This window comes from Rugamonas rivuli, assembly GCF_009380165.1.
Classification (GTDB): domain Bacteria; phylum Pseudomonadota; class Gammaproteobacteria; order Burkholderiales; family Burkholderiaceae_D; genus Rugamonas; species Rugamonas rivuli.
In genome coordinates this window covers 225,341-246,368 of sequence record NZ_WHUF01000005.1, presented here as the reverse complement: position 1 = coordinate 246,368, position 21,028 = coordinate 225,341, and the positions used below count along the sequence as shown (strand labels likewise).

24 protein-coding genes are annotated in these 21,028 nt (G+C 63.8%); 18 read left to right on the top strand and 6 right to left on the bottom strand.

The features are described from left to right. The first annotated feature begins 3 nt into the window (after positions 1 to 3). The 16 genes from GEV01_RS19820 to GEV01_RS19745 all read left to right on the top strand — a co-directional run bounded on the left by GEV01_RS19820 (position 4) and on the right by GEV01_RS19745 (position 10,644). On the top strand, positions 4 to 975 hold the full coding sequence (locus GEV01_RS19820; protein WP_152807290.1) for a LysM peptidoglycan-binding domain-containing protein: 972 nt from the start codon (positions 4 to 6) through the stop codon (positions 973 to 975). Continuing rightward, positions 972 to 2,090 carry a phage late control D family protein gene (locus GEV01_RS19815; protein ID WP_152807289.1) on the top strand — a complete coding sequence of 373 codons (1,119 nt, stop codon included), beginning with the start codon at positions 972 to 974 and terminating at the stop codon, positions 2,088 to 2,090. The genes GEV01_RS19820 and GEV01_RS19815 overlap by 4 nt, the downstream gene beginning before the upstream one ends. Before the next feature lie 14 nt (positions 2,091 to 2,104). Then, positions 2,105 to 2,779 carry a phage baseplate assembly protein V gene (locus tag GEV01_RS19810; RefSeq protein WP_152807288.1) on the top strand — a complete coding sequence of 225 codons (675 nt, stop codon included), beginning with the start codon at positions 2,105 to 2,107 and terminating at the stop codon, positions 2,777 to 2,779. Then, on the top strand, positions 2,776 to 3,141 hold the full coding sequence (locus GEV01_RS19805) for a phage tail protein (protein ID WP_328595563.1): 366 nt from the start codon (positions 2,776 to 2,778) through the stop codon (positions 3,139 to 3,141). Before GEV01_RS19810 ends, GEV01_RS19805 begins: the two co-directional genes overlap by 4 nt. Before the next feature lie 3 nt (positions 3,142 to 3,144). Continuing rightward, on the top strand, positions 3,145 to 4,263 hold the full coding sequence (locus GEV01_RS19800) for a baseplate J/gp47 family protein (RefSeq protein WP_152807287.1): 1,119 nt from the start codon (positions 3,145 to 3,147) through the stop codon (positions 4,261 to 4,263). Beyond that, a complete protein-coding gene (locus GEV01_RS19795) occupies positions 4,263 to 4,841 on the top strand; it encodes a hypothetical protein (protein WP_152807286.1) in 579 nt (192 codons plus the stop codon). The genes GEV01_RS19800 and GEV01_RS19795 overlap by 1 nt, the downstream gene beginning before the upstream one ends. Before the next feature lie 64 nt (positions 4,842 to 4,905). Next, positions 4,906 to 5,964 carry a hypothetical protein gene (locus GEV01_RS30810; protein ID WP_175023151.1) on the top strand — a complete coding sequence of 353 codons (1,059 nt, stop codon included), beginning with the start codon at positions 4,906 to 4,908 and terminating at the stop codon, positions 5,962 to 5,964. 9 nt (positions 5,965 to 5,973) lie between these two features. Next, positions 5,974 to 6,276 carry a hypothetical protein gene (locus GEV01_RS19785; RefSeq protein WP_152807285.1) on the top strand — a complete coding sequence of 101 codons (303 nt, stop codon included), beginning with the start codon at positions 5,974 to 5,976 and terminating at the stop codon, positions 6,274 to 6,276. A gap of 666 nt (positions 6,277 to 6,942) precedes the next feature. Next, complete coding sequence (locus GEV01_RS30805) at positions 6,943 to 7,203, top strand: hypothetical protein (protein WP_175023130.1); 261 nt, start codon at positions 6,943 to 6,945, stop codon at positions 7,201 to 7,203. 186 nt (positions 7,204 to 7,389) lie between these two features. Continuing rightward, positions 7,390 to 7,848 carry a hypothetical protein gene (locus tag GEV01_RS19775; protein WP_152807284.1) on the top strand — a complete coding sequence of 153 codons (459 nt, stop codon included), beginning with the start codon at positions 7,390 to 7,392 and terminating at the stop codon, positions 7,846 to 7,848. Between the two features lie 58 nt (positions 7,849 to 7,906). Continuing rightward, entirely contained in the window at positions 7,907 to 8,134 is a 228-nt protein-coding gene (locus tag GEV01_RS19770) for a hypothetical protein (RefSeq protein ID WP_051077212.1), read from the top strand. After that, entirely contained in the window at positions 8,131 to 8,598 is a 468-nt protein-coding gene (locus GEV01_RS19765) for a glycoside hydrolase family 73 protein (RefSeq protein ID WP_152807283.1), read from the top strand. The genes GEV01_RS19770 and GEV01_RS19765 overlap by 4 nt, the downstream gene beginning before the upstream one ends. After that, complete coding sequence (locus GEV01_RS19760; protein ID WP_217428447.1) at positions 8,595 to 8,987, top strand: DUF1353 domain-containing protein; 393 nt, start codon at positions 8,595 to 8,597, stop codon at positions 8,985 to 8,987. The genes GEV01_RS19765 and GEV01_RS19760 overlap by 4 nt, the downstream gene beginning before the upstream one ends. Positions 8,988 to 9,039: 52 nt before the next feature. Further along, on the top strand, positions 9,040 to 9,744 hold the full coding sequence (locus GEV01_RS19755; RefSeq protein WP_152807282.1) for a hypothetical protein: 705 nt from the start codon (positions 9,040 to 9,042) through the stop codon (positions 9,742 to 9,744). Between the two features lie 61 nt (positions 9,745 to 9,805). Then, the gene (locus GEV01_RS19750; RefSeq protein WP_152807281.1) at positions 9,806 to 10,231 is read left to right on the top strand and encodes a YeeE/YedE family protein; all 426 of its coding nucleotides are present in this window, start codon (positions 9,806 to 9,808) and stop codon (positions 10,229 to 10,231) included. Beyond that, positions 10,231 to 10,644, top strand: a complete 414-nt coding sequence (locus GEV01_RS19745) for a DUF6691 family protein (RefSeq protein WP_152807280.1) — start codon at positions 10,231 to 10,233, stop codon at positions 10,642 to 10,644. Before GEV01_RS19750 ends, GEV01_RS19745 begins: the two co-directional genes overlap by 1 nt. A 126-nt stretch (positions 10,645 to 10,770) precedes the next feature. On the opposite strand, the gene GEV01_RS19740 is transcribed toward GEV01_RS19745, so the two are convergent. The 4 genes from GEV01_RS19740 to GEV01_RS19725 all read right to left on the bottom strand — a co-directional run bounded on the left by GEV01_RS19740 (position 10,771) and on the right by GEV01_RS19725 (position 17,492). Beyond that, positions 10,771 to 12,870, bottom strand: coding sequence for a TonB-dependent receptor (locus GEV01_RS19740; RefSeq protein WP_152807279.1), 2,100 nt, complete (start codon positions 12,868 to 12,870; stop codon positions 10,771 to 10,773). A 101-nt stretch (positions 12,871 to 12,971) separates the two neighbouring features. Beyond that, positions 12,972 to 14,909, bottom strand: coding sequence for a CocE/NonD family hydrolase (locus tag GEV01_RS19735; RefSeq protein WP_152807278.1), 1,938 nt, complete (start codon positions 14,907 to 14,909; stop codon positions 12,972 to 12,974). 170 nt (positions 14,910 to 15,079) lie between these two features. Further along, a complete protein-coding gene (locus GEV01_RS19730) occupies positions 15,080 to 16,537 on the bottom strand; it encodes an aldehyde dehydrogenase family protein (protein WP_268878364.1) in 1,458 nt (485 codons plus the stop codon). A gap of 49 nt (positions 16,538 to 16,586) precedes the next feature. Then, the gene (locus tag GEV01_RS19725) at positions 16,587 to 17,492 is read right to left on the bottom strand and encodes a LysR family transcriptional regulator (protein ID WP_152807276.1); all 906 of its coding nucleotides are present in this window, start codon (positions 17,490 to 17,492) and stop codon (positions 16,587 to 16,589) included. 102 nt (positions 17,493 to 17,594) lie between these two features. Between GEV01_RS19725 and GEV01_RS19720 the strand changes: the two genes are divergently transcribed. Beyond that, positions 17,595 to 18,440 carry a type 1 glutamine amidotransferase domain-containing protein gene (locus GEV01_RS19720; protein WP_152807275.1) on the top strand — a complete coding sequence of 282 codons (846 nt, stop codon included), beginning with the start codon at positions 17,595 to 17,597 and terminating at the stop codon, positions 18,438 to 18,440. A 6-nt stretch (positions 18,441 to 18,446) separates the two neighbouring features. Here GEV01_RS19720 and GEV01_RS19715 read toward each other — a convergent pair whose 3' ends face one another. Continuing rightward, positions 18,447 to 19,175, bottom strand: a complete 729-nt coding sequence (locus GEV01_RS19715; protein ID WP_152807274.1) for a substrate-binding periplasmic protein — start codon at positions 19,173 to 19,175, stop codon at positions 18,447 to 18,449. An 86-nt stretch (positions 19,176 to 19,261) separates the two neighbouring features. Between GEV01_RS19715 and GEV01_RS19710 the strand changes: the two genes are divergently transcribed. Continuing rightward, positions 19,262 to 19,897 carry a flavin reductase family protein gene (locus GEV01_RS19710; protein ID WP_152807273.1) on the top strand — a complete coding sequence of 212 codons (636 nt, stop codon included), beginning with the start codon at positions 19,262 to 19,264 and terminating at the stop codon, positions 19,895 to 19,897. Here GEV01_RS19710 and GEV01_RS19705 read toward each other — a convergent pair. Beyond that, the gene (locus tag GEV01_RS19705; protein ID WP_152807272.1) at positions 19,891 to 20,979 is read right to left on the bottom strand and encodes a type II asparaginase; all 1,089 of its coding nucleotides are present in this window, start codon (positions 20,977 to 20,979) and stop codon (positions 19,891 to 19,893) included. The two genes, GEV01_RS19710 and GEV01_RS19705, sit on opposite strands and share 7 nt — an antisense overlap. Between the last annotated feature and the right edge of the window lie 49 nt (positions 20,980 to 21,028).

The following is a 21,028-nucleotide window of genomic DNA, read 5'->3' as shown; positions in this document are numbered from 1 at the left end:
CACATGGCAAACACAGCATTTACCCTGACCCTGGGAAGCGAGACTTTCCAGGACTTTGAAATCCCCGAAAGCATCCCGCTCGGCGGCAGCCAGAAGCTGGTGGTGCACCAGTTGCCGGGCGGCGTGCGCGTGGTGCAGGCGATGGGCGCCGAGGACGATCCGATCCAGTGGTCCGGCCTGTTCCTTGGCGCCAGCGCGCTGCAACGCGCCCGCGCCATCGACCTGATGCGGGTGGAAGGCAGCCAGCAGCAGCTCAGCTTTTTCGAATACAAATACCGCGTCGTCGTCAAAAGCTTCAAGTACGTGGTGGAGCAGCGCCACCGCGTGCGCTACACGCTGGAGCTGGACGTGGTCGAGGACAGCACCCGCGCGCGGCCGTCGGCCAAGGCCGCCGACCTGAACGCCGCCATCAGCGCCGACGCCGCCAAGGCCGGCGCCATCGCGGCCAAGGTCGGCGATCCGAAACTGACCGGCCTGATGAAGACGATGAACGACAGCATCAAGTCGGTGTCCGATTTCGTCCAGGCCGGCAGCAAGACCATCAACGGCGTGCTGGAACCGGTGCGCGGCGTGGCCACCCAGGTCAAGGGCATGATCGCCGAGGCCGGCGCGGTGCTGCAGACCGTTACCACGCTGGGCGGCATCCTGCCCAACAACCCGGTCGCGCAGCAGGCCGCCAAGCTGACCAGGCAACTGGACGCGGCCGTCAAGCTGCCGGACCTGCACCAGTTGCAGGCCGTGGTCGGCCGCATTGAAGCCAACCTGACGCGCGCCTCGGGGGCGGTGACGTCCTTGCAGAAGGTGGTGGTCGGCGGCGACAGCCTGTACCGGCTGGCCGCCAAGGTCTACGGCGACGCCACCAAGTGGATCGCCATCGCCCAGGCCAACAAAGTCACCGATCCCCAGGTGACGGGTGTGCGGACGCTGGCGATACCGCCTACGCCGCCGGACAATGGGGGAGTACCCGGCCCATGATCAATCAAGCACAGCCAACAGGCGCCGCCAACCGGCCGCGCGGCATGGTCTATGCCAACGGCGCCGCGCTGGACGGCGTGATCGGCTTCGAGGTGAACAACAACGCCTTCTTCGTGGCCGACACCTTCCGGCTGACGCTGTCCATCGCAGCCCAGCCGGCCGGGCGCGGCATCGATTTCTGGTCGCGCCAGGAGCAGCTGGAGCTGGAGTTCCTGCTGGGCTTTCCGGCCGATCCCGGCCAGGTCGCCAAGTCCGATTTGACCAGCTTCCTGATCGGCTATGCCGACACGCTGGACATCGATCTCGACGCCGGCACGATCGTGCTGGCGGGGCGCGACCTGAGCTCCAGGCTGATCGACTTCAAGCGCACCAAGGTGTTCAGCAGCGGCACGCTGGTGGCGTCCGATGTCGTCAGCCAGATCGCCAAGGCGCAGGGCCTGACGCCGGTGGTGACGCCGACCACGGTGGCGGCCGGCGGCTACTACCAGATCGTCAAGGCGCTGGTGGCGTCCAACGTCAGCTACTGGGACATCGTCACCAGGCTGGCGCAGTACGAAGGCTACCAGGTGTATGTGCGCGGCCGTTCATTGCACTTCGAACCGCGCACCGCCAAGAGCGCCGATCCCTACGTGCTGCGCTGGCAGGCGGGCGGCGTGGCCGAGTCCAATGCCATGCAGCTGGGCTTCCAGCGCAATCTGTCGCTGGCCAAGGACTTGCGCGTGAAAGTGCTGTCCTTCCACAGCAAGACCAACCAGGCCGTCAGCGAAGTGGCCGAGCGCAAGCGCGTGAGCGATGGCGCGGCCGTGCCGTTCGACGGCGAGCCGCAGGAGTACGTGCGCACCTTTCCCAATCTCGACGCCAGCCAGGCCAAGGCCAAGGCCAAGGCGATCTTGCAGGAATTGTCGGCGCACGAAATGAGCTTGAAAGCCGACCTGCCGGGCGATGTGCTGCTGATGCCGACCAGCCTGATCCAGGTGAGCGACACCGGCAGCGCCTTCGACCAGGCTTACTACACGGCCTCCGTCACGCGCCGCTACTCGGCCGACGGCGGCTTCAGTATGTCGGTCGAAGCCAGGAACCAAATCCCTAACACCAATACCAACGCCAAAACTTAGCCGGAGGAGCACGCATGAACAATCTCATCAACAGCATCCGCCTGGTGTCGCAGACGGCCGGGCAGGGCCTGGCGCGCACGCGCATCGGCACCGTCACCAGCTACGACCCCAACACCTACAGCGCCAAGGTGTTGCTGCAGCCGGAAGGCGTGGAGATCGGCTGGCTGCCGATCACCAGCGCCTGGAGCGGCAACGGCTGGGGCCTGTTCAGTCCGCCCACTTCGGGCGATACGGTGCAGCTGGAATTCCAGGAAGCCAGCATGGACGCCGGCCTGATCGTCGGCCGCTTCTACAGCGACCAGGCGCGGCCGCTGCCCGCGCCCAGCGGCGAGCTGTGGGCCGTGCACAAGAACGGCGCGCAGTTCAAGCTGCTCAACAGCGGCGCCGCCGTGTTCAGCGACGGCCAGGGCGCCAGCATCACGCTGAACGGCGACGGCAGCATCACGTCGGCGGCGTCGAGCTGGAACCATAGCGGCACGTTCAAGCTCAGCGGCGACGCCACCATCAGCGGCAAGCTGGCCGTGAGCGCCGATGCTTCCATCGCCGGCAAGCTGGCCGTCAGCGGCGATGGCAGCGTCGATGGCAAGCTGACCGTCGGCGGCGATGTCAGGGGTGCCGGCGTCAGCCTGCGTACCCATACTCATCCCGGCGTGCAGTCCGGCCCGGGGATGACGGGAGCACCGGTGTGAGCGATCTTTCCCACTACATCGGCGGCGACCTGGCGCTGTCCGTCACCGGCGACCTGGCATTGAGCGGCGGCACGCTGGAAGGCCAGCAGCGCATCCTGCGGCGCCTGCTGACCAATGCCGGCGACTATCTGTGGCAGCTGGACTATGGCGCCGGCGTGTCGCAGGAAATCGGCAAGACGCTGGACGCCGGCCGCCTGCGCGCGCTGATCCGCGAGCAGTTGTTCAACGAGGCCATCGTCTCGCACCAGCCTGATCCGGTCATCCTGATCAGTCCCATCGACAACGGCATCAGCGTGCGCATCCAGTACGTCGATGCCGACGTCCAGCAGCCGGTCAATCTGGCATTCAACCTCAACAGGTAAATCATGAGCATCTCTACCAAAACTTTCGCCACCCTGGTGGCCGACCAGGTGGCGGCGATCCAGTCCAGGACTTCGGGCCTGATCGACTTCACCATCGGCTCCATGCTGCGCGCGCTGGTCGAAACCAACGCCGCGCTGGCCCAATGGCTGCAAGGCATCGCCATGCAACTGCTGTCGACCATGCGCGCCGCGACCGCCAGCGATGCCGATCTCGACAGCTGGATCGCCGACTACGGCCTGGCGCGACTGCCGGCCCTGCCTGCGGTGGGCGCCGTCACCTTCGCCCGCTTCACGCCGACCAGCCAGGCGCTGATCCCGTTCAGCACGCAGGTGCGCACCGCCGACGGCAGCCGCAGCTACACCGTCGCGGCCGACACCAGCCACCCGGCCTGGACGGCGGACGGCTATGTGCTGGCGGCCGGCGTGCCCAGCCTGACGGTGCCGGTGCGCGCCGACGTCGCCGAAGCGGCGGGCAACGCCGGCGCCGGCCAGGTCAGCGTGCTGTCGCAGGCGGTGACGTATGTCGACACCGTCAGCAACGCGCTGTCCTTCTCCGGTGGCGCCGACGCGGAAACCGACGCCGCGCTGCGGACCCGCTTCGTGGTCTACATCGCCTCGCTGTCGCGCGCCACCCGGGCCGCGATCGGCTACGCGATCAGCTCGGTGCAGCCGGGCACGGTCTACACCATCACCGAGAACCAGCAGTACAACGGCACGGCCGATCTCGGCTACTTCTACGTGGTGGTGGACGATGGTTCCGGTGCGCCGTCGGCGGGCTTTATCAACGCCGTCAGCAGCGCCATCGAAGCGGTGCGGGCGATCACCACGCGCTTCGGCGTGTACACGCCGGTGATCGTGCCGGTTGCGGTCTCGCTGGCGGTGACCCTGGCCGCCGGCTACGACACCGTCGCCACGCGCGGGCAGGTGCAGGCCGCGATCCAGAACTACATCAACGCGCTGGCGCTGGGCCAGACGCTGACCTACACCCGGCTGGCGCAGGTGGCGTACGACGCCTCGCCCGGCGTCACCAACGTGACGGCGATGCAGCTCAACGGCGGCAGTGCCGACGTCGCGGTGACGGCGCGGCAGGTGCTGAAGTTCTCGACCGTGACGGTGTCCTGATGGCGGCCGGGGACAACGGCGACATCGTCGCCCGCCTGAAGGCCACGCTGCCCACCTGGTTCAGCGACAGCACGCCGGTGCTGGACGCCTTGCTGTCCGGCTGGGCGGCGGGCTGGTCTTTTGTGTATGCGCTGCTGGCCTACGTCAGGCAGCAGAGCCGCTTGCTGACCGCCAGCGACGGCTGGCTGGACATGATCGCCGGCGACTTCTTCGGCCTCGGCTTGCAGCGTCAACCGTACCAGACCGACCAGAGCTACCGGACCGCGATCCAGGCCAACATCTTCCGCGAGCGCGGCACGCGCGCCGGCGTAGTCAAGCTGTGCCAGGACATCACCGGCCGCACGCCGATCCTGATCGAGTCCGGGAGGCCGCAGGACTATGGCGCGTATGGCCAGCCCACCGGCTTCTACGGCCAGGGGCGCTACGGCACGCTGAGCACGACGCCGTACGAGTGTTTCGTCAAGGTGTACCGGCCGTTGCCGGGCACGCCGCAATACGGCATCGGCGACGCCGACATCTACGCCGCCATCGATGCGGTGCGGCCGCATAACGTGACGGTCTGGGTGCAGCTGCTGTAAGTGCTGCTGCGTAGTTTTTATCCACAAGGCCGCTACCCGCGGCCTTTTTTCTTTCAGGAGCAGTATGGATCGCGCAACTGTTTATAACGGCGAGGAACTGATCGAGACCGACATTTTGAACGGCAACAAGTTCGCCATGATCGGTCTCGCCAAACTCGCCCAGGCCGTGCTGGGCACGGCGCCGGTGTTGCAAGGCCTGGCCTGCACGCCGGGCACGGGCCTGACGGCGGCGATTGCCGCCGGCCAGGTGTATCAAATGGCGGCGGTCGACGCCACGCCGTATTCGTCGCTGGGCGCCGACGCGCGCCAGGTGCTGAAGCAGGGCATCCTGGCCGACCCGATCGCCTTGCCCGTTCCCGCGCCGGGCACGGCCGGAAAGTCGATCAACTACCTGGTGCAGGTGCAGTTCCAGGAGGTGGACACGGGGGCGCTGGTGCTGCCGTTTTATAACGCCAGCAATCCGGCCATACCGTACAGCGGCCCTGGCGGTTTGGGCACGTCGAGCATGACCATCCGCTGCGGCAAATGCGCGGTGCAGGTCAAGGCCGGCGCGATGGCCAACACCGGTTCGCAGGTGACGCCGACGGCCGACTCTGGCTGGATCGGCGCCTACAGCGTGCAGGTGGACTACGGCATGACCACGGTGCCGGCGCCGAACATCGCGGTGGTGGCGGGGGCGCCGTTCTTGACGCTGGCGCTGCCGCAGGCCGCGGGGCAGGCTCAGGTCCAGAACAATGGCCTGTGCTACGCCGTTGACACCGGCGTGGCGAATGCTTACGCGGCCGCTTACAACCCGGCGGTGACTTCGCTAACGGATGGCATGGTGCTGGAGTTCAAAGCGGCCAACGGCAATACCGGCGCTGCGACTTTTTCACCAAACGGGCTAGCAGCCAAGGCGATTGTCGGCGGCGCACATGCGTCGCTGCAAGGTGCCGAGATCGTCGCTGGCGGCGAGATCGAACTGATGTGGCATGCCACCTTGAATTCGTGGGTGCTGCTGGGGTGTACTGGTGGTGCGCTTCAGGTTGGCCCTGGTACCCAGTCACAGCATGCGGTCACGCTAGCGCAAGCTCAGGCGTTGGGCACCTCCCCGACGCAACAATACTTTTTTGGACAACTCTAAGGAGGCAATATGGCAACAGGAAAACTCGGCTCTGCCGACCTGCCAGCGGGGGGCGCTGACACGCTGCTCTTCACGGCGGGGGCAACACAAACGTTCAATCTGCGTTTTGCGAATCGAAACGCAGCAGCGGTCAGGGTGCGTGTCGCGATCGGAACGGGGGGCACCCCCGCTGCGACCGACTATGTTGATTACGACGTGACAGTTCCTGCGAACGGGATCCTTGAGGATACCGGTCTCGTCTGTTCAATTAACGAAAAGGTGTGGGCGCGCAGCGACACAGCAAATGTGAGCGTCCGCGCTCACGGAATGTAAGGGAGAAAAAGATGGGACAGTCAGCAACTCAACAAGTTGGTACCACAAACGTTACAGGTTCACTCGCAGTTAGCGGTGCTTTGCCAACGAAGATCACACCTCCCGGCTACATGGGGGAATTTGGGACCGGGCGTTGGGTCGTTTTTCAATGGAGCGGTACATTCACCGTTCCCACAGGTGTAACTTCAATCCGCGTGCGTGTGGTCGGTGCCGGCGGCGGCGGCGGAGCAACTAACGGTGGCGGTGGTGGTGGCGGCGGATATGCCCATGGTGTATTTACTGTTACGCCGGCAACACCATATACCGTCACTGTTGGTGCGGGTGGTGGTACTGGGGGTGCAGGGGGGAGCACGTCGTTTGGGGCGCTTATCTCCGCAACCGGTGGTGGTGCTAGCTTCGGTGTCGGTGGTGCCGGAATGGGCGGAGACTATCAGGCCAGTGGCGGCGGTAGCGGTGGCTTAGGCGGTGGCGGAGCAGGATCGCAACTTGGCCCGGGCGGCAGTCCCGCGGGCGGCGGTGGCGGTGGTGTCGGTGGTGGCAAGTCTTTAGGATACGGTGGCGCCTCTGTCTTTGGCAATAGTCCTCCCGATGGTTCTGGAGCACCGGATGTATGCGGTAACTATGCTGTCGCAAATACAGCTGCTAACGGGAATATGAACCCTATCAATGCAGTTATCCGTTTCCCTTTCGACGGTTTTACGGGCGGCGGCGGTGCAGTTGGTTCTTCCAGCGGTGGTGCTGGAGGACCTGGAGCAGGCGGTGGTGGTTTTAGCGGAAGCACAGGGGCAGGCGGCCGTGGCGGAGTTGGCGGGGGCGGTGGCGGCAACAACGGTGGTGGCGCATCTACTGGTGGCGCCGGCGGAATTGGCGGCGGCGGTGGCGCTGGATCTTCTAACAGCCAAGGCGGTGGTAGCGGACTTTGTGTAGTGGAGTGGTAAATATGGAAAACTGCCAAGCGTGCAAGTTCTATCTTGCCTTCGATGACGGGTTGGGCCTGTGTCGTCGCTTCCCCGCTATCCCTATCGTAACGAATGGTGGGACCTACGCCCAATTCCCTCCGATGTGCAACGAGGGATGGTGCGGTGAATTTAAATTGAAATCTGGAGGCTAGAAATGACCACATACGCAAGAAGTGTCAACGGTACTGCTGTGGATGTCACCACCACGAACCCGGTGACGATTTTCCACCCAACGATAGCGGCCCAGTTCATCACTGTGCCGGACGGTACGCTGAATGGTGCAACGCTGTCCGGTGGCTTTTGGAACAACCCAATGGCGACGCAACCGGTCACACCGGTTGCTCCACTTCCAACGCTGACCCCGATGACGCTTTATATGGCGTTCACGCCGGCGGAGCGCATTGCAATCAAAACTTCCAATGATGCCATGGTGAAAGAGTTCTGGTCCATGTACCAGCTGTCGGTGCAGCTCGACAAGCCGACCGATCCCAACCTGGCCTCGGTGCGCGACATCATCGCCTATCTGGCCAAGCCGGCGTCGCCCGGCCCCGGCGGCGGCATCCTCGCGTCGCCGGAGCGGGTGCAGCAGATCCTGGCCGGCATCCCGCAGTAGCCCTGCAACGTTCAACACCACAGCCACCTTCGGGTGGCTTTTTTTATGCCTGGAGAACATGCGCATGACACACGAAACCATCGAAACCGGCGCCGCCATGCTGGCCAAGACGGCGCCGCCCATCGCCGTCGTCGGCGCCGAATACATCGGCATCACTCTGCCCGAACTGGTCCACCTGGCGACCCTGTTCTATGTCGGCCTGATGATCGTCCACAAGTGCTGGCACATGTGGAAGGAATGGAAGACCGGCAAAATCACGCCCGAGTCGGAAGGAGAGCTGCCATGACCCCCGCCGACTTCATCGCCGCCGTCGGCCCCGCCGCCCGCGCCTCGGCCGCCCGCACCCGGGTGCCGGCCAGCTTCGCGCTCGCCGAGGCGGCACTCGAATCCGGCTGGGGCGCGTCGCAGTTGGCGCTGCAAGCCCGCAACCTGTTCGGCGTCAAGGCCGATCCGTCCTGGCGCGGAGACGTGTTGCTGATGCCCACCCGCGAATTCCTCAAGGGCCAGTGGCAGATGCAGCCGGCCCGCTGGCGCAAGTATCCGGATTGGCAAGGTTGCATCGACGACCACGCCGCTTTCCTGCTGGCCAATCCGCGTTACAAACCGGCATTCTCCTGCCGTGGCGGCGAAGCGTTCGCGCGCGCGGTGGCCGCCGCCGGCTACGCCACCGATCCGCAATACGCCGACAAGCTGATCGCCGTGATGCGCGGCCGCCAGCTGTCCATTTTCGACCGTCCGGAGGCGCCATGAAATCCGCATTCCTCACCCCGCTGATCACCGAGTGCGTCGACGACCTGGCTGCCGGCGGACGCGGCATCTGGCGCGTGATGGCGCCGTTCCGCTACCAATCAGCCATCCTCGGCAGGGTGATCGAGGTCGAAGCCGGCTTCCTGACCGACTACGCCAGCGTGCCGCGTCTGCCGGTGCTGTACCTGCTGTTCGGCGACACCTCGCACAAGGCGGCCGTGATCCACGACTGGCTCTACCACCACCACGAGGTGTGCGACGAAGCCACCGCCAACCGCGTGCTGCGCGAGGCGTCGGAAGCCGACGGCATTCCGGCCTGGCGCCGCCTGGGGATTTATCTGGGTGTCAAAATTGGCGGCACGCCGTCATGGAGGGCGGACGGCGCCGCTTAAAGCGCGCATATTATTGGTACACTGCTGCATCCGAAAATTCTGAAAGAAGAAAATGACCTCCGGCACACTGCCCAACAATGCGACCACCGAAGAAACCTGTTCCTGGTTAAGTGAACAGACCGGCACGCCATGGAACCTGGCGCGCTTGTTGGAGGCAGGTTTGACTCCCCATGTCTGGCTGGATTATTCGGAGGAATATGCCGGCTTATTTGCCGAGGGGATTACCCGCTATCCCGCACCGATATTCTTTATCGAAGACACCCAGCGGCTTGCCGCCGGCAGCAGCGATGTATTAATCCGGATGACGCGCGATTCGGACAAGATAGTCTTTAAACTGAAACCGCCGGGTATCACCATGCCCTTGGATGCCCTGCGTTTCTTCCACCGGGATATCGCCAATGTATTGGAAAATATATTGAACCCGAAAGAGGAAGTTGTAGCAGCACCTCCGAAGGAGATTCTTAAAGGGATTACCAAGGAAGAAGTGCTGCGCGTATTCGGCGGCATGGCCAAGCTGGATTGGGAAAAGTCACTGGCGAGCGGCATCGGCATATTCGGCGATGACGGTGCGCGGGTAAGAAAGAATTCCCGCGCCGGAAAGAATATCCATCTGTGGAATCCCGTAACGCTGGCGCTGGGATTGAATGATGTCTATCGGGTACCGATGTCGCATTTGAAGAAGGCCTTTGCCACCCAGCCGGACCTGCGCCCCTGGAAAGCGTCCTGGCTGGAGTCTTTGGCTCTGTTGGGAGAGTAAAATTATGCCAACAATTGGCTTGTTCGCGCCGCTTTCTGGCGCACGCCCGTAGGAGCAGCGGATGACGATAGATACTCTGAACTTCACGCCATGGTCCGCGCTGCTGGGCGGCATACTCATCGGCGCAGCCGCCGCGATACTGGTCTTGTTGAATGGCCGAATTGCCGGCATCAGCGGCATTCTGGGAGGATTGTTGCGGCCTGCACGTGGCGATATTCTCTGGCGTATTGCCTTTATTTCCGGGTTGATACTGGCGCCGATAGCCTATGGCGTATTTTACGCGTGGCCCGAGATTCAGGCTGAGGCGGATACCGGAGCACTAATTATTGCCGGACTATTGGTCGGCATCGGCACCCGATACGGCAGCGGCTGCACCAGCGGGCATGGTGTTTGTGGAATATCCAGGCTGTCCCCGCGCTCAATTACGGCGACCATTGTTTTCATGGCGGCCGGTTTTATTACTGTCTACTTGATAAGGCACCTATAATGGTTATCGCATTTCTAAGCGGACTGCTATTTGGTCTCGGCCTGATTATCTCCGGCATGGCCAATCCCGCCAAAGTACTGGGTTTTCTGGATTTGACCGGAAAATGGGATCCTTCGCTGATATTCGTCATGTGCGGCGCCATCGCGGTAGGTTTTTTTGCATTTTTATATGCCGGCCGTCGTAAAACAACTATGCTCGGCACTGAACTGAAATTACCCACTGCAACTAAAATCGATCGCCGCCTGGTAATCGGGTCGATATTATTCGGCGCAGGCTGGGGAATTGCCGGCTTTTGCCCCGGTCCGGCCTTGGTCGGCTTGGGAATGGGCTTGCCGAAGGCCATTTTGTTCGTGCTGGCGATGCTGGCCGGCATGGGGATTTTCGAGTTGATCGAACGCCGGCGCGGTGGATAAGTTACCGCTGCGACAAAATTGCGCAGCGGTCTATTTTGCTTTTGAAACAGCAACTTAGCGTTGTCCAGTCCGGCTTGTTAACAAGCTTATCCACAGAATTTGTTAACAACCCGGACGTTCAAACGATCAGAAACGATAGCGCGCCGTCAACTGTACCGAGCGTGGTGCACCGGGCAGGCTGAGGTTTTTGCTACTGCCGTGGCCGGCTACGATGTAGGCCTTGTCCAGCAGATTCATCACGTTCAGCGTCAGATCGATGTTGCGGTGGCGGTAGTAGGCCATGGCGTCCGCCGTCACAAAGCCCGGCAGGACGACCGTGTTACCCGGATTGGCAAAGCGCTCGCCGACGTAGTTCAGGCCGCCGCCAACGCCGAAGTGGCCCGCCAGCGCCTTGCTGACCCACAGATTGGCGCTGTGTTTGGGCGTCAGCGTAGGGCGCTTGCCCTGCACCAGCTGGCCGTCATCCTTGGCGATCGACTTCAGCATCGACGCGTCCAGATAGGAATAACCCGACCATGCCTGCCAACCGTCACCCAGATCGCCGCTGAACGTCAATTCCAGGCCGTTGGTGCGCTGGGTGCCCAGTGGAATCAGCTTGTTGGTGATAGGGTCGGACGATTTCATATTGGTGCGCGTCAACTGGAACAGCGACACTCCGGCCGAGGCGCGGCCGCCGAACAGGTCGTATTTGGCGCCAACTTCCTTGTTTTTGGTGACTTCCGGTGCGATGTCCGCGTTATTGACCGCCAGAGCGAAGCCTTCGCCCGACGGCTGGAAGGAACGGCTGAACGAGGCATAGTAGGACTGGACCTGGCTCGGCCGGTACACCAGACCGGCACGCGGGCTCCAGTTGCGGTCGGTGCGGGCCACGCTGGCGACACCGGCTCGACGCTCGACGGTTTCCTGTTCAAATTTGTCGTAGCGGATGCCGGCCAGGGCCTTCCATTCCGCCGACATCGTCACCAGGTCCTGGATGTAGGCGCTGCTGACCTTGAAAATACCCAGATTGTTCGCCGTAGGCGCACCACCGGCCGTAAATGGGACAACCGGGTTGATCGGGCTGAACAATGACACGGTCGCCACGTTGGCCTGCGAGCGCACCAGCTGATCCTTGTTCTGCTTGCCGAATTCCACGCCGTATAGCACCTGATGCTGCATGCCGGCCAGTTCCGCGTGTTGCGTCAGCTCGGTTTGGTTGGTGTAGCCGTCTTCATCGCGCGCCACGTTGCCACGCGTCAGCGAGGCGGTCTTTGCCACTTCGTTGACCGAGCCGATCAGCGTGTTGTTGCGGTCCAGCGTGTAGTTGTAGTGGCGGAAGGCATTGCGGATCGAGAACTTCTGGTTGAAACGATGATCCAGCGTAAAGCCGAAGGCGTGCACGCGCGATTCGCTGTAGTCGAAATCCTTGGCGTTGGCGGCGCCGTAGTAGGTGCTCGGCGGCACATCGACCGTCCGGCCCTGGTAGGAAGGGATGCCGAAGTCGGTCAGGCGTTTGTCGTGCAGGTATTCTGCTTGCAGCAGCAATAATGTGTCCGCACTGAGCTTGAATTGCAGCGACGGCGCCAGCGCTTCGCGCTTCAGGAATTGCTGGTTGCGATAGCTGTCGGCATCCTCCACCGCGCCGGTGACGCGGAAAGCGATGCCGCGCTCGGCCACATTGCGCGCCAGGTCGAATTCGCCGCGCTTCTGCCCCCAGCTTCCAGCCTGCAGGCTCACTTCGCTGCGGTCCGTGCCCGGCTTCTTGGTGATGCGGTTGATCATGCCGCCGGACGAGCCGCGGCCATACAGCACCGACGCCGGGCCCTTGATGACCTCAACCTGCTCGACGTTCGACAGGTCGCGGAAATACAGCGCATCGTCGCGCATCCCATCGACAAACTGGTCGCTGATGGCGCTAAAACCACGTATCGTCACCTGGTCGCGCTGGCCGTCGCCGGTCGACATGCCGATTCCTGGCACGGCTTTCAGCACATCCTGGAGCGAACGCGCGCCTTGGTCACGCAGCAATGCCTGCGGCACCACGTTGACTGTTTGCGGAATATCGCGCAGCGGCGCGTCGATCTTGGTGGCGCTGGTGGAGGTGGTGGGACGGTAGCCATCGGCTTCGCCGGTGACGGTGACGACTGCCATCGTCTGTTCCGGCGCCGCGCCGGATTGTGCCAGCGCGGCGTTGGTGAGGGTGAGGCTGGCCAGCATCAACGCCAGCGGTTTCTTATTCAGTGCCATGATGTCCTTGAAGTAGTGTGTGGCTGGCTACTTCGTCGGACGAGAGGTTGGCTGGCTAGATGAGAATCGTTATCAACTGAATTATGCCTCCAAATCAAGGATCAGCGCAAGCCGGGCAACACTTGCACCTCGACGCCGGAGTACATCGCCGGCGCGTGATATACGCGTTGCGTGGCCTTCTGGAAGTCCTCGGGCTTGGCCTTTGGAATGTCCACGAAGGTTTGTGGATTCAAATCCACCAGCGGGAACCACGAACTCTGGATCTGCACCATGATGCGGTGGCCGCGCCGGAAAGTGTGGTTGACGTCGCTCATCGCGTAGTTGACGGCCTCCACTTTGCCTGGCGTGAACGGCTCCGGTTTTTCGAAGCTGTTGCGGAACTTGCCGCGCAGCGGATCGCCGCGCACCAGCTGCTGGTAGCCGGCCATGGTCAGGGTCGGTTTCGGCACATCGGGGCCGCGTTCCTCGTCGTCGCCGCCGCCCGGATACTCGGCCGGATAAACGTCGATCAGCTTGACGACCCAGTCGGCATCAGTGCCGGTTGTTGAGACGAACAGCTTGGGCTTGACCGGCCCGGCCAGCGTGATGTCCTCCTCCAGCACCTCGCTGCGATAGGTCAGCACGTCCGGACGCGAGGACGCGAAGCGCTGGTCGCCGACCATGTATTCCTTCGGCGCACCCTGCGCCGGATAGGCCGTGAACGGCACCGGCTTGCGCGGATCGGCCACGTATTCATCGTAGGCTTCGCCCGCTGCAGGCTGCTTCCAGCCCAGCGTGCCATTCGGTCCGAGGAACAGCGTGCGCGCCTGTGTTTGCTTGGGCGGCCAGGCGGCGTAGTTGCGCCAGACATTGCTGCCGGTCTCGAACGCATACACCTCCGACACGTTCTTGTTGGCCACGCCTTTCAGGTGTTGTTCGAAGAACGGATACAGGATATTGCTGCGGAATTGCTCGCCGGTCTTGGCATCGAACTTGATGTAACCGAGGGTTTTGCCGTCGGCGCGGCCCCAGGCTCCATGCGACCACGGGCCCATCACCAGGCCGTTGTAGATGCCGGGATTGTTGCGCTTGATGCTGCTGTAGGTGGTCAGCGGGCCTTGCAGGTCTTCGGCGTCATACCAGCCGCCCACGGTCAGCACGGCGGCCTTGATGTTCTTCAGGTGCGGCGCGATGTTGCGGGTTTTCCAGAAGTCGTCGTAGGTCGAATGCTCGATGGTCGGCTGCAGCAGCGCGCGCTGTTTCGCCGACATGGTGCCGAGGATGTTGGACAGCGTCAGGTGCTTGAGGAAGAACTCGTAGCCGTCGGCGGTGCCGTAGTCGAAGCGGTCCCAGGTTTTCGGCAGTGGCGTCGGATTTTCCGCTTCCACGAAGGCCGAGTAGAAATCGAAGTTCGCCGCCAGCATGAAGGCGCCGCCGTGATACGAGTCGTCGTTCATGAACAAGTCGGTGACGGGCGCCTGCGGCGATGCCGCCTTGATCGCCGGATGCGAATCGATGATGCTGGCCGACGTGTAGAAGCCCGGATACGAGGTGCCCAGAATGCCGACCTTGCCGTTGTTGTTGGCGACGTTTTTCAGCAGCCACTCGACGGTGTCGTGCATGTCCTCGCTTTCATTGCCCTGGCCCTTGGCGCGGTTGGGCGCAACGTGCGGCGTCATCTCGACCCATTTGCCTTCGGACATATAACGTCCGCGCACGTCCTGCTTGACGAAGATGTAGCCGCTGTTCTCGAAGTCCTGCGACGGTCCGATGTGCTCGGGGTAGAAGTCCACGCCGTAGTGCAGCTCGCCGCCCGACTGCACGCCCGCGCTGTATGGCGTGCGCTGGATCAGGAAGGGATAGGTCTTGCCGGCATCTTTGGGCACGTACACGGCTGTGAACAGGCGCACGCCGTCGCGCATCGGGATGCGGAATTCGTACTTGGTGTAGTGCTCGCGCAGGCTGTATTTCGGCGACGCGCCGGCATCGGCGGCGCCGGCCTGGATGGTGAGGCAGCCCAGCATCAGGGCGAGGGCAAAGGCGGTGAGACGGGGTTTCATGAGTTCCTTGTTGGATGAAGAAGTCAAAACCCGCCTAGTGTAATGCCAGTGGATAACTTTGGCTGCGACAAATTTGCGCAGCGCTTATTTTTCCTTTGAAAACATCAGCTTGGCATCGCCGCCACTGCCTTGTTAACAGCCTTATCCACAGAATTTGTTAACAACCGCGCTTACAGCATCGGCAGCTTCAGGCTGTCGACCACCATGCGTATCAGGCGCAGGCGGCCCGAGGTGTAGGGCGGGAAGAACAGCTTGATGAGCATCAGCGGCGACGCGCGCAGCACCGCGCGTTCGTGCGAGAAAGCCTTGAAGCCGTACTCGCCGTGCGCGCTGCCCATGCCGGAATTGTTGACGCCGCCAAATGGCAGATTGCCGTGCGCGAAATGCGCGACGCAGTGATTGACGCAAGCGCCGCCGGAGCTGGTCTGCTTGAGCACCTTGTCGATGTTGGCCTGGCGCGTGCTCCACACGTATAGGGCCAGCGGCTTGGGCGCGGCGTTGATGGCGGCGATGACCTGGTCGAGCTCGCGGTACTCGATGATGGGCAGCAGCGGTCCGAATATTTCTTCTGACAGAATGGCGGCGCCGGCCGGTATCTGCTCGATCAGTGTCGGCGCGATGTAGCACTGCGCCTCATCGACTTCGCCGCCGGTATGCACGACGGCGCCGCGCTGCAGCGCGTCCGCCAGCAGGCCCGCAAGGCGTTGCGTGTGGCGCTGGTTGACCACGCGCGTCAGGTCGGGGCTTTGCTTTTGTGCTACCGCGTCGGCGCCGTAGCGCTGTTGCAGCACCTGGCGGCAGGCCGCGACGAAGGCGGGCTTGACGCTGGCATGCACGTACACATGGTCGGGCGCCACGCAGGTCTGGCCGTTGTTGAGGAACTTCCCCCACATCAGCGTTTCCGCCGCCAGTTGCAGGTTGGCGGTTTCATCGACGATGGTCGGCGATTTGCCGCCCAGTTCCAGCGTCACGCTGGCCAGGTGCTGGGCGGCGGCGGTCATCACCAGCTTGCCCACCGACGGCGAACCGGTGAAGAAAATATGATCGAAGGGCAGTTGGAGCAGGGCGTGCGAAGTCGGCTGGCTGCCTTCGAACAGCGCCACTTCGTCGGCCGGGAAAACGTCGGCGATGATGCGCGCCATCAGGGCCGACACGGCCGGCGTCATCTCCGACGGCTTGATGATGGCCGTGTTGCCGGCGGCCAGCGCCGACACCAGCGGGCCGAAGCACAAGCTCAGCGGATAGTTCCACGGCGCGATGATCAGCACCCGTCCGCGCGGCTGGTACTGCACCGATGCATAGGTGCCGAGCATGGTGGTGGTGGGCCAGTGGCGGCGCGGCTTCATCCAGCGCTTGAGCGCGCCCAGCACCTGGCGGATTTCCTCCATCACCGGCAGGAATTCGGACGCTTCGACCTCGGCCGGGGACTTGCGGTAGTCGCTCTCGAAGGCGGCATAGAACGCTTCGCGCTGCGCCATCAGCGCGTCGCGCAGGCGCTTGACGCGGGCGATGCGCTCGGCGGCGGCGGATGCGCGCCAGCGCAGCGCCGTGGCCTGCTGGGCGTCGAAAGCCGCTTTGATCTGCTGCACGTCCGCTTCGTTCATGGCTGCCGTCTCCGCTGTTGTCAATGTTGGAGGATCATTATTGCTGCTATTTTTGCAGCAAGCAAGTGCTTGATTAGTGGCTTTGATCGGGGGCGATGCTGTCGATCAGCGCGCGGCATGCTGCGGACATGCGCCGGTGCGGCGCGTAGATCAGCGAGAACGGCCGGCTGCGGCCGCGCAGCTCGGGCAGCAGCTCGACCAGCTGGCCGTTGCCCAGCCTTTCCTCGACCACGAAGCGGTAGGTCTGGCACACGCCCAGCCCCTGTTGCGCCAGCGACACCACGCCCAGCACATCGTCGGCCACCCGCATGCGCGGCGGCGCCGGCCAGTCGACATCGCGGCCGTCCACGCGCAGCAGCCACGGCGACTGCCGGCCGGTGCTGGGCAGCGTGAAGGGCAGGCAGGCGTGGCCGGCCAGCTCGTCCAGGTCGCGCGGCGTGCCGGCCCGGCGCAGATAATCCGGCGCGGCCACCAGGCACAGCGCCGCGTCTTCCAGCCGCCGCGCGACCAGGCCGCTGTCGGCCAGCTCGCCCAGGCGTATCGCCATGTCGTAGCCCTCGTCGACCAGATCGACGTTGCGGTTGGCGATGCTCAGCTCGACCACGACCTTGGGATGGCGCTCCATGAAGGGCCGGAGCAATTGCGGCAGCCGGTAGTGGCCGTAGGTGGTGGGCGCACTCAGGCGCACTGTGCCGGACAGTTCGCCGCCCTGGCCCTGGATGGCGCGCTCGGCGTCGGCGATCAGGCCGAAGGCGCTGCGGGCTTGCTCCAGGTAGAGCCGGCCCGCCTCGGTCACGCTCAGGCGGCGCGTGGTGCGCCGCATCAGCTGCACGCCGAGCCGGGCTTCCAGCCGGGCCACGGCGCGGCTCAGCACGGACGGCGTGGTGCCCAGCGACACCGCCGCCGCGCTGATCGTGCCCTTGTCGACGATGGCGACGAAGGCCTCCACATCGGCCATATGATCGAATTGCCTGCCCATTCATGCCTTTCAAGAACAAATGATTTGGTGGTGCGCATATTTACACACTTTACAGGCATCAATAAAGTGGCGCTACTACCAAACACCCACAGGAGCATCGCCATGAACACCACCATCCTCAAAGCCGCCGCCGGTACCGTGCTCGGCCTGGCAGCCGTCGCCGCCAACGCCGCCAACGTGCTGGTCGTACTGTCCGACGAATCGCAGCTGGCGCTGCGCGACCAGCGCAGCTTCAGCACCGGTTTCTACGCCAACGAGCTGATGCAGCCGGTCAAAAAACTGCTGGACGCGGGCCACACGCTGACCTTCGCCACCCCGCTCGGCAAGGCGCCGACGCTGGACCGCAGCTCGCTCGATAAAATGTACTTCGGCAATGACGAAGCCAGCATGCGCCAGCACGTCGAACTGCTGGACAAGCTGCAGCTGACGTCGGCCGAGCATTCGCCGGTGGTCAGCCTGGCGCGTGTCGAGCAGAACGGCTACGGTCATTACGATGCGATCTACATCCCGGGCGGCCATGCTCCGATGCAGGACTTGCTGCACAGCGCGCCGCTGGGCCGCCTGCTGCGCGACTTCCACGCCAACGCCAAGCCGACCGCGCTGGTGTGCCACGGCCCGATCGCCTTGCTGTCGGCGCTGGAGCAGCCGGCCCGATTCACCGCCACGCTGGAGCAGGGCGCGCATGCGGCCCCGGCGCCGGCCTGGATCTACGCCGGCTACAAGATGACGGTCTTCAGTAATGCCGAAGAGGATGCTTCCAAAGGGATGTTGAACGGCGGCGCGATGAAATTCTGGCCGCAGGATGCGCTGCAAAAAGCCGGCGGCGCCTTCAGCAGCGCCGCCAGCTGGCAGACCTGGGTGGTGGCGGACCGTGAGCTGATTACCGGCCAGAATCCCGCCTCGGCCAGCGCCGTCGCCGACCAGCTGCTGGCCCGCCTGAAGCGCTGAGACGGTTTAGTTGGGGCGGAAGCGGTCGACGATGGCCTGGATCTCGCCGCGCCGCTTCAGCGCCTGGATCGCCCGGTCCAGCGCAGGCAGCGCCAGCTTGCCGCGCGGCGGCAGCGCGCAATAGGTGTCGAAGGCCGACACCTTGTAGGCCACCGGATTGAGCAAGGCCCGCTCCGGATGGGTCTTGCGCTGGAAATCGAAATACAGCGAATTGGTCAGCATGTAGCGGAAGCGCTTGCGCAGCAGCTTGGACAGATTGAAGTCGTCGCTGGAGGTGTCGTCGCGGGCGAACTCATCGCCCAGCGGAACCTCCAGATGCGCGTAGCGGTAGCCGAGGATGGTGCCGATGCGCTGCCCACGCAGCTCGGCCACACTGCGCACCGCCGCCGTATCGACGCGGCTGGCGACGATCTCGTTGTTGGTGAAAATCGCCTCCGACCACAGCCAGTCCTTGCCGTCCAACCATTCCGGCCGCAGGTCGCACAGGATGTCGGCTTGGCCGTTGGACAGCGGCGCCTCCACCCGCTTGCGCGGCACGGTCAGATAGCGCGGCGTCATGCGCAGCTCGCGCGCCAGCGCGTCGCCGAATTCCTTGAGCAGGCCGCCCACCAGCACGCCATCGTGGAAATCCGTCATCGGCATCGCGCTGCCGGTGGACACCACGTAGACCAGTTCCTCGGTGCGGCCAGGCATGGCCAGCAGCAAGCTGGCGAAAAAAATAAGAATAAACCTCATCCGGGTATCATACCTGTAGTGGCAACGGGCAGCAGCGGCCTGTGCGAAAATGCCGCATCGGCGCGGCAGCGCCTTCGGGATTGAACATGGACGATCGCTATTTCTACCAACCTGCGCTGGGCCACGGCCTGCCGCACGACCCCTTCAACGCCATCGTCGGGCCGCGCCCGATCGGCTGGATATCCTCGCGCGGCGTGGACGGCGGCCTCAACCTCGCGCCCTACAGTTTCTTCAACGCGTTCAACTACACGCCGCCGCTGATCGGCTTTTCCAGCCAGGGCCGTAAGGATACGCTGCGCAACATCGAGCAGACCGGCGAGTTCGTGTGGAACCTGGCCACGCGCCCGCTGGCCGAGGCCATGAACGCCAGCTGCGCGCCGGCGCCGCCGGAGGTGGACGAGTTCGTGCTGGCCGGCTTGACGCCGACGCCGTCGACCATCGTCAAAGTGCCGCGTGTCGCCGAGAGTCCGGTCGCCTTCGAATGCCGCTGCAGCCAGATCATCCGCCTGAACAACGCGGCCGGCGAGCCGACCGATGGCTGGCTGATCATGGGGGAGGTGGTGGGCGTGCACATCGCGCAGACGCTGCTGCGCGATGGCGTGTATGACACGGCGGGCTCGCAAACCATCTTGCGCGGCGGCGGCCCGGCCGATTACTTCGAGATCAAGCGGGATAGCCTGTTCCGCATGCGGCGGCCGGACTATCCCAAGACCGATCAGTAGGTGTAGAACATGCGCTGGATGTCCTTGCTGTCGTTGGTCCGGGTCAGGGCCAGCATCAGCAGGATGCGCGCTTTTTGCGGGTTCAGCGTATCGGAAACCACGAAGTCCAGTTCGTCGTCATTGGCTTCGCCGTTGCGGGCCACGATGCCCTGGCCGACGCGCGCCGAACGCACGATCAGCACGCCTTGCTTGCGGGCTGCCGTCAGCGATGGCAAGACCTTGGCCGCCAGGCTGCCGTCGCCGACGCCGGCGTGGATGATGCCCTTGGCGCCAGCACCCACCAGAGCGTTCAGCGCCACCGGATTGACGTTGGCGTAGCCGTAGACGATGTCGACTTGCGGCAGCGCGTCGAGCTTGCTGACGTCAAACTCGGTGTCGACCGTGTGCTTGCGGGTCGACGCGTGGTAGAAGTAAGGCTTGTTGCCCTGGAAGTAGCCCAGCATGCCCAGTTCCGGGGTCTTGAAGCTGTCCGGGGTCGAGGTGTTGGTCTTGGTGACGTCGCGGGCGCCGTGGATCTGGTCGTTCATCGCCACCAGCACGCCCTTGCCGACGGCTTCCTGGCTGGCCGCCAGCAGCACCGCGTTGTACAGATTGATCGGGCCGTCGGCCGACAGCGCCGTGCCCGGACGCATCGCGCCCACCAGCACTACCGGCTTGCGGCTCTTGACCACCAGGTCCAGGAAGTAGGCGGTTTCTTCCAGCGTGTCGGTGCCGTGGGTGATGACGATGCCATCGACGTCGGACTGGGCCAGCAGCGTGTTGACGCGCTTGGCCAGCACCAGCCAATGCTCGTTGCTCATGTTTTCGCTGGCGATCTGGAACACTTGCTCGCCCTTGACCTGGGCCACCTTGGCCAGTTCCGGCACAGCTGCGATCAGGCGCTCGACGCCGACCGTGGCGGCGGTGTAGCCGACCGTGGTGGTGGTGGTGGCGCCGCTGCCGGCGATGGTGCCGCCGGTGGCCAGGATCGTCACATGAGCCAGTGGGGCTGCGGCTTTTTCAGCTGCCCCGGCATATGAACTCAGCAATATTGCGCAAGCCAGCAATGCTTTGAGGAACCGTGCGGGTGTCGGGTGGGACATGTGATCTCCTGATCAAGCTGTAAAGCTAGCGATAGTAACAAATCCACCG

Coding starts and splice junctions, on each gene's coding strand:
- GEV01_RS19815 (WP_152807289.1), top strand. CDS start 972: ATGATCAATCAAGCACAGCCAACAGGCGCCGCCAACCGGCCGCGCGGC.
- GEV01_RS19750 (WP_152807281.1), top strand. CDS start 9,806: ATGACGATAGATACTCTGAACTTCACGCCATGGTCCGCGCTGCTGGGC.
- GEV01_RS19775 (WP_152807284.1), top strand. CDS start 7,390: ATGACCACATACGCAAGAAGTGTCAACGGTACTGCTGTGGATGTCACC.
- GEV01_RS19765 (WP_152807283.1), top strand. CDS start 8,131: ATGACCCCCGCCGACTTCATCGCCGCCGTCGGCCCCGCCGCCCGCGCC.
- GEV01_RS19745 (WP_152807280.1), top strand. CDS start 10,231: ATGGTTATCGCATTTCTAAGCGGACTGCTATTTGGTCTCGGCCTGATT.
- GEV01_RS19820 (WP_152807290.1), top strand. CDS start 4: ATGGCAAACACAGCATTTACCCTGACCCTGGGAAGCGAGACTTTCCAG.
- GEV01_RS19795 (WP_152807286.1), top strand. CDS start 4,263: ATGGCGGCCGGGGACAACGGCGACATCGTCGCCCGCCTGAAGGCCACG.
- GEV01_RS19740 (WP_152807279.1), bottom strand. CDS start 12,870: ATGGCACTGAATAAGAAACCGCTGGCGTTGATGCTGGCCAGCCTCACC.
- GEV01_RS19785 (WP_152807285.1), top strand. CDS start 5,974: ATGGCAACAGGAAAACTCGGCTCTGCCGACCTGCCAGCGGGGGGCGCT.
- GEV01_RS19705 (WP_152807272.1), bottom strand. CDS start 20,979: ATGTCCCACCCGACACCCGCACGGTTCCTCAAAGCATTGCTGGCTTGC.
- GEV01_RS19760 (WP_217428447.1), top strand. CDS start 8,595: ATGAAATCCGCATTCCTCACCCCGCTGATCACCGAGTGCGTCGACGAC.
- GEV01_RS19725 (WP_152807276.1), bottom strand. CDS start 17,492: ATGGGCAGGCAATTCGATCATATGGCCGATGTGGAGGCCTTCGTCGCC.
- GEV01_RS19710 (WP_152807273.1), top strand. CDS start 19,262: ATGGACGATCGCTATTTCTACCAACCTGCGCTGGGCCACGGCCTGCCG.
- GEV01_RS19735 (WP_152807278.1), bottom strand. CDS start 14,909: ATGAAACCCCGTCTCACCGCCTTTGCCCTCGCCCTGATGCTGGGCTGC.
- GEV01_RS30810 (WP_175023151.1), top strand. CDS start 4,906: ATGGATCGCGCAACTGTTTATAACGGCGAGGAACTGATCGAGACCGAC.
- GEV01_RS19715 (WP_152807274.1), bottom strand. CDS start 19,175: ATGAGGTTTATTCTTATTTTTTTCGCCAGCTTGCTGCTGGCCATGCCT.
- GEV01_RS19800 (WP_152807287.1), top strand. CDS start 3,145: ATGAGCATCTCTACCAAAACTTTCGCCACCCTGGTGGCCGACCAGGTG.
- GEV01_RS19755 (WP_152807282.1), top strand. CDS start 9,040: ATGACCTCCGGCACACTGCCCAACAATGCGACCACCGAAGAAACCTGT.
- GEV01_RS19720 (WP_152807275.1), top strand. CDS start 17,595: ATGAACACCACCATCCTCAAAGCCGCCGCCGGTACCGTGCTCGGCCTG.
- GEV01_RS30805 (WP_175023130.1), top strand. CDS start 6,943: ATGCAGTTATCCGTTTCCCTTTCGACGGTTTTACGGGCGGCGGCGGTG.
- GEV01_RS19770 (WP_051077212.1), top strand. CDS start 7,907: ATGCGCATGACACACGAAACCATCGAAACCGGCGCCGCCATGCTGGCC.
- GEV01_RS19810 (WP_152807288.1), top strand. CDS start 2,105: ATGAACAATCTCATCAACAGCATCCGCCTGGTGTCGCAGACGGCCGGG.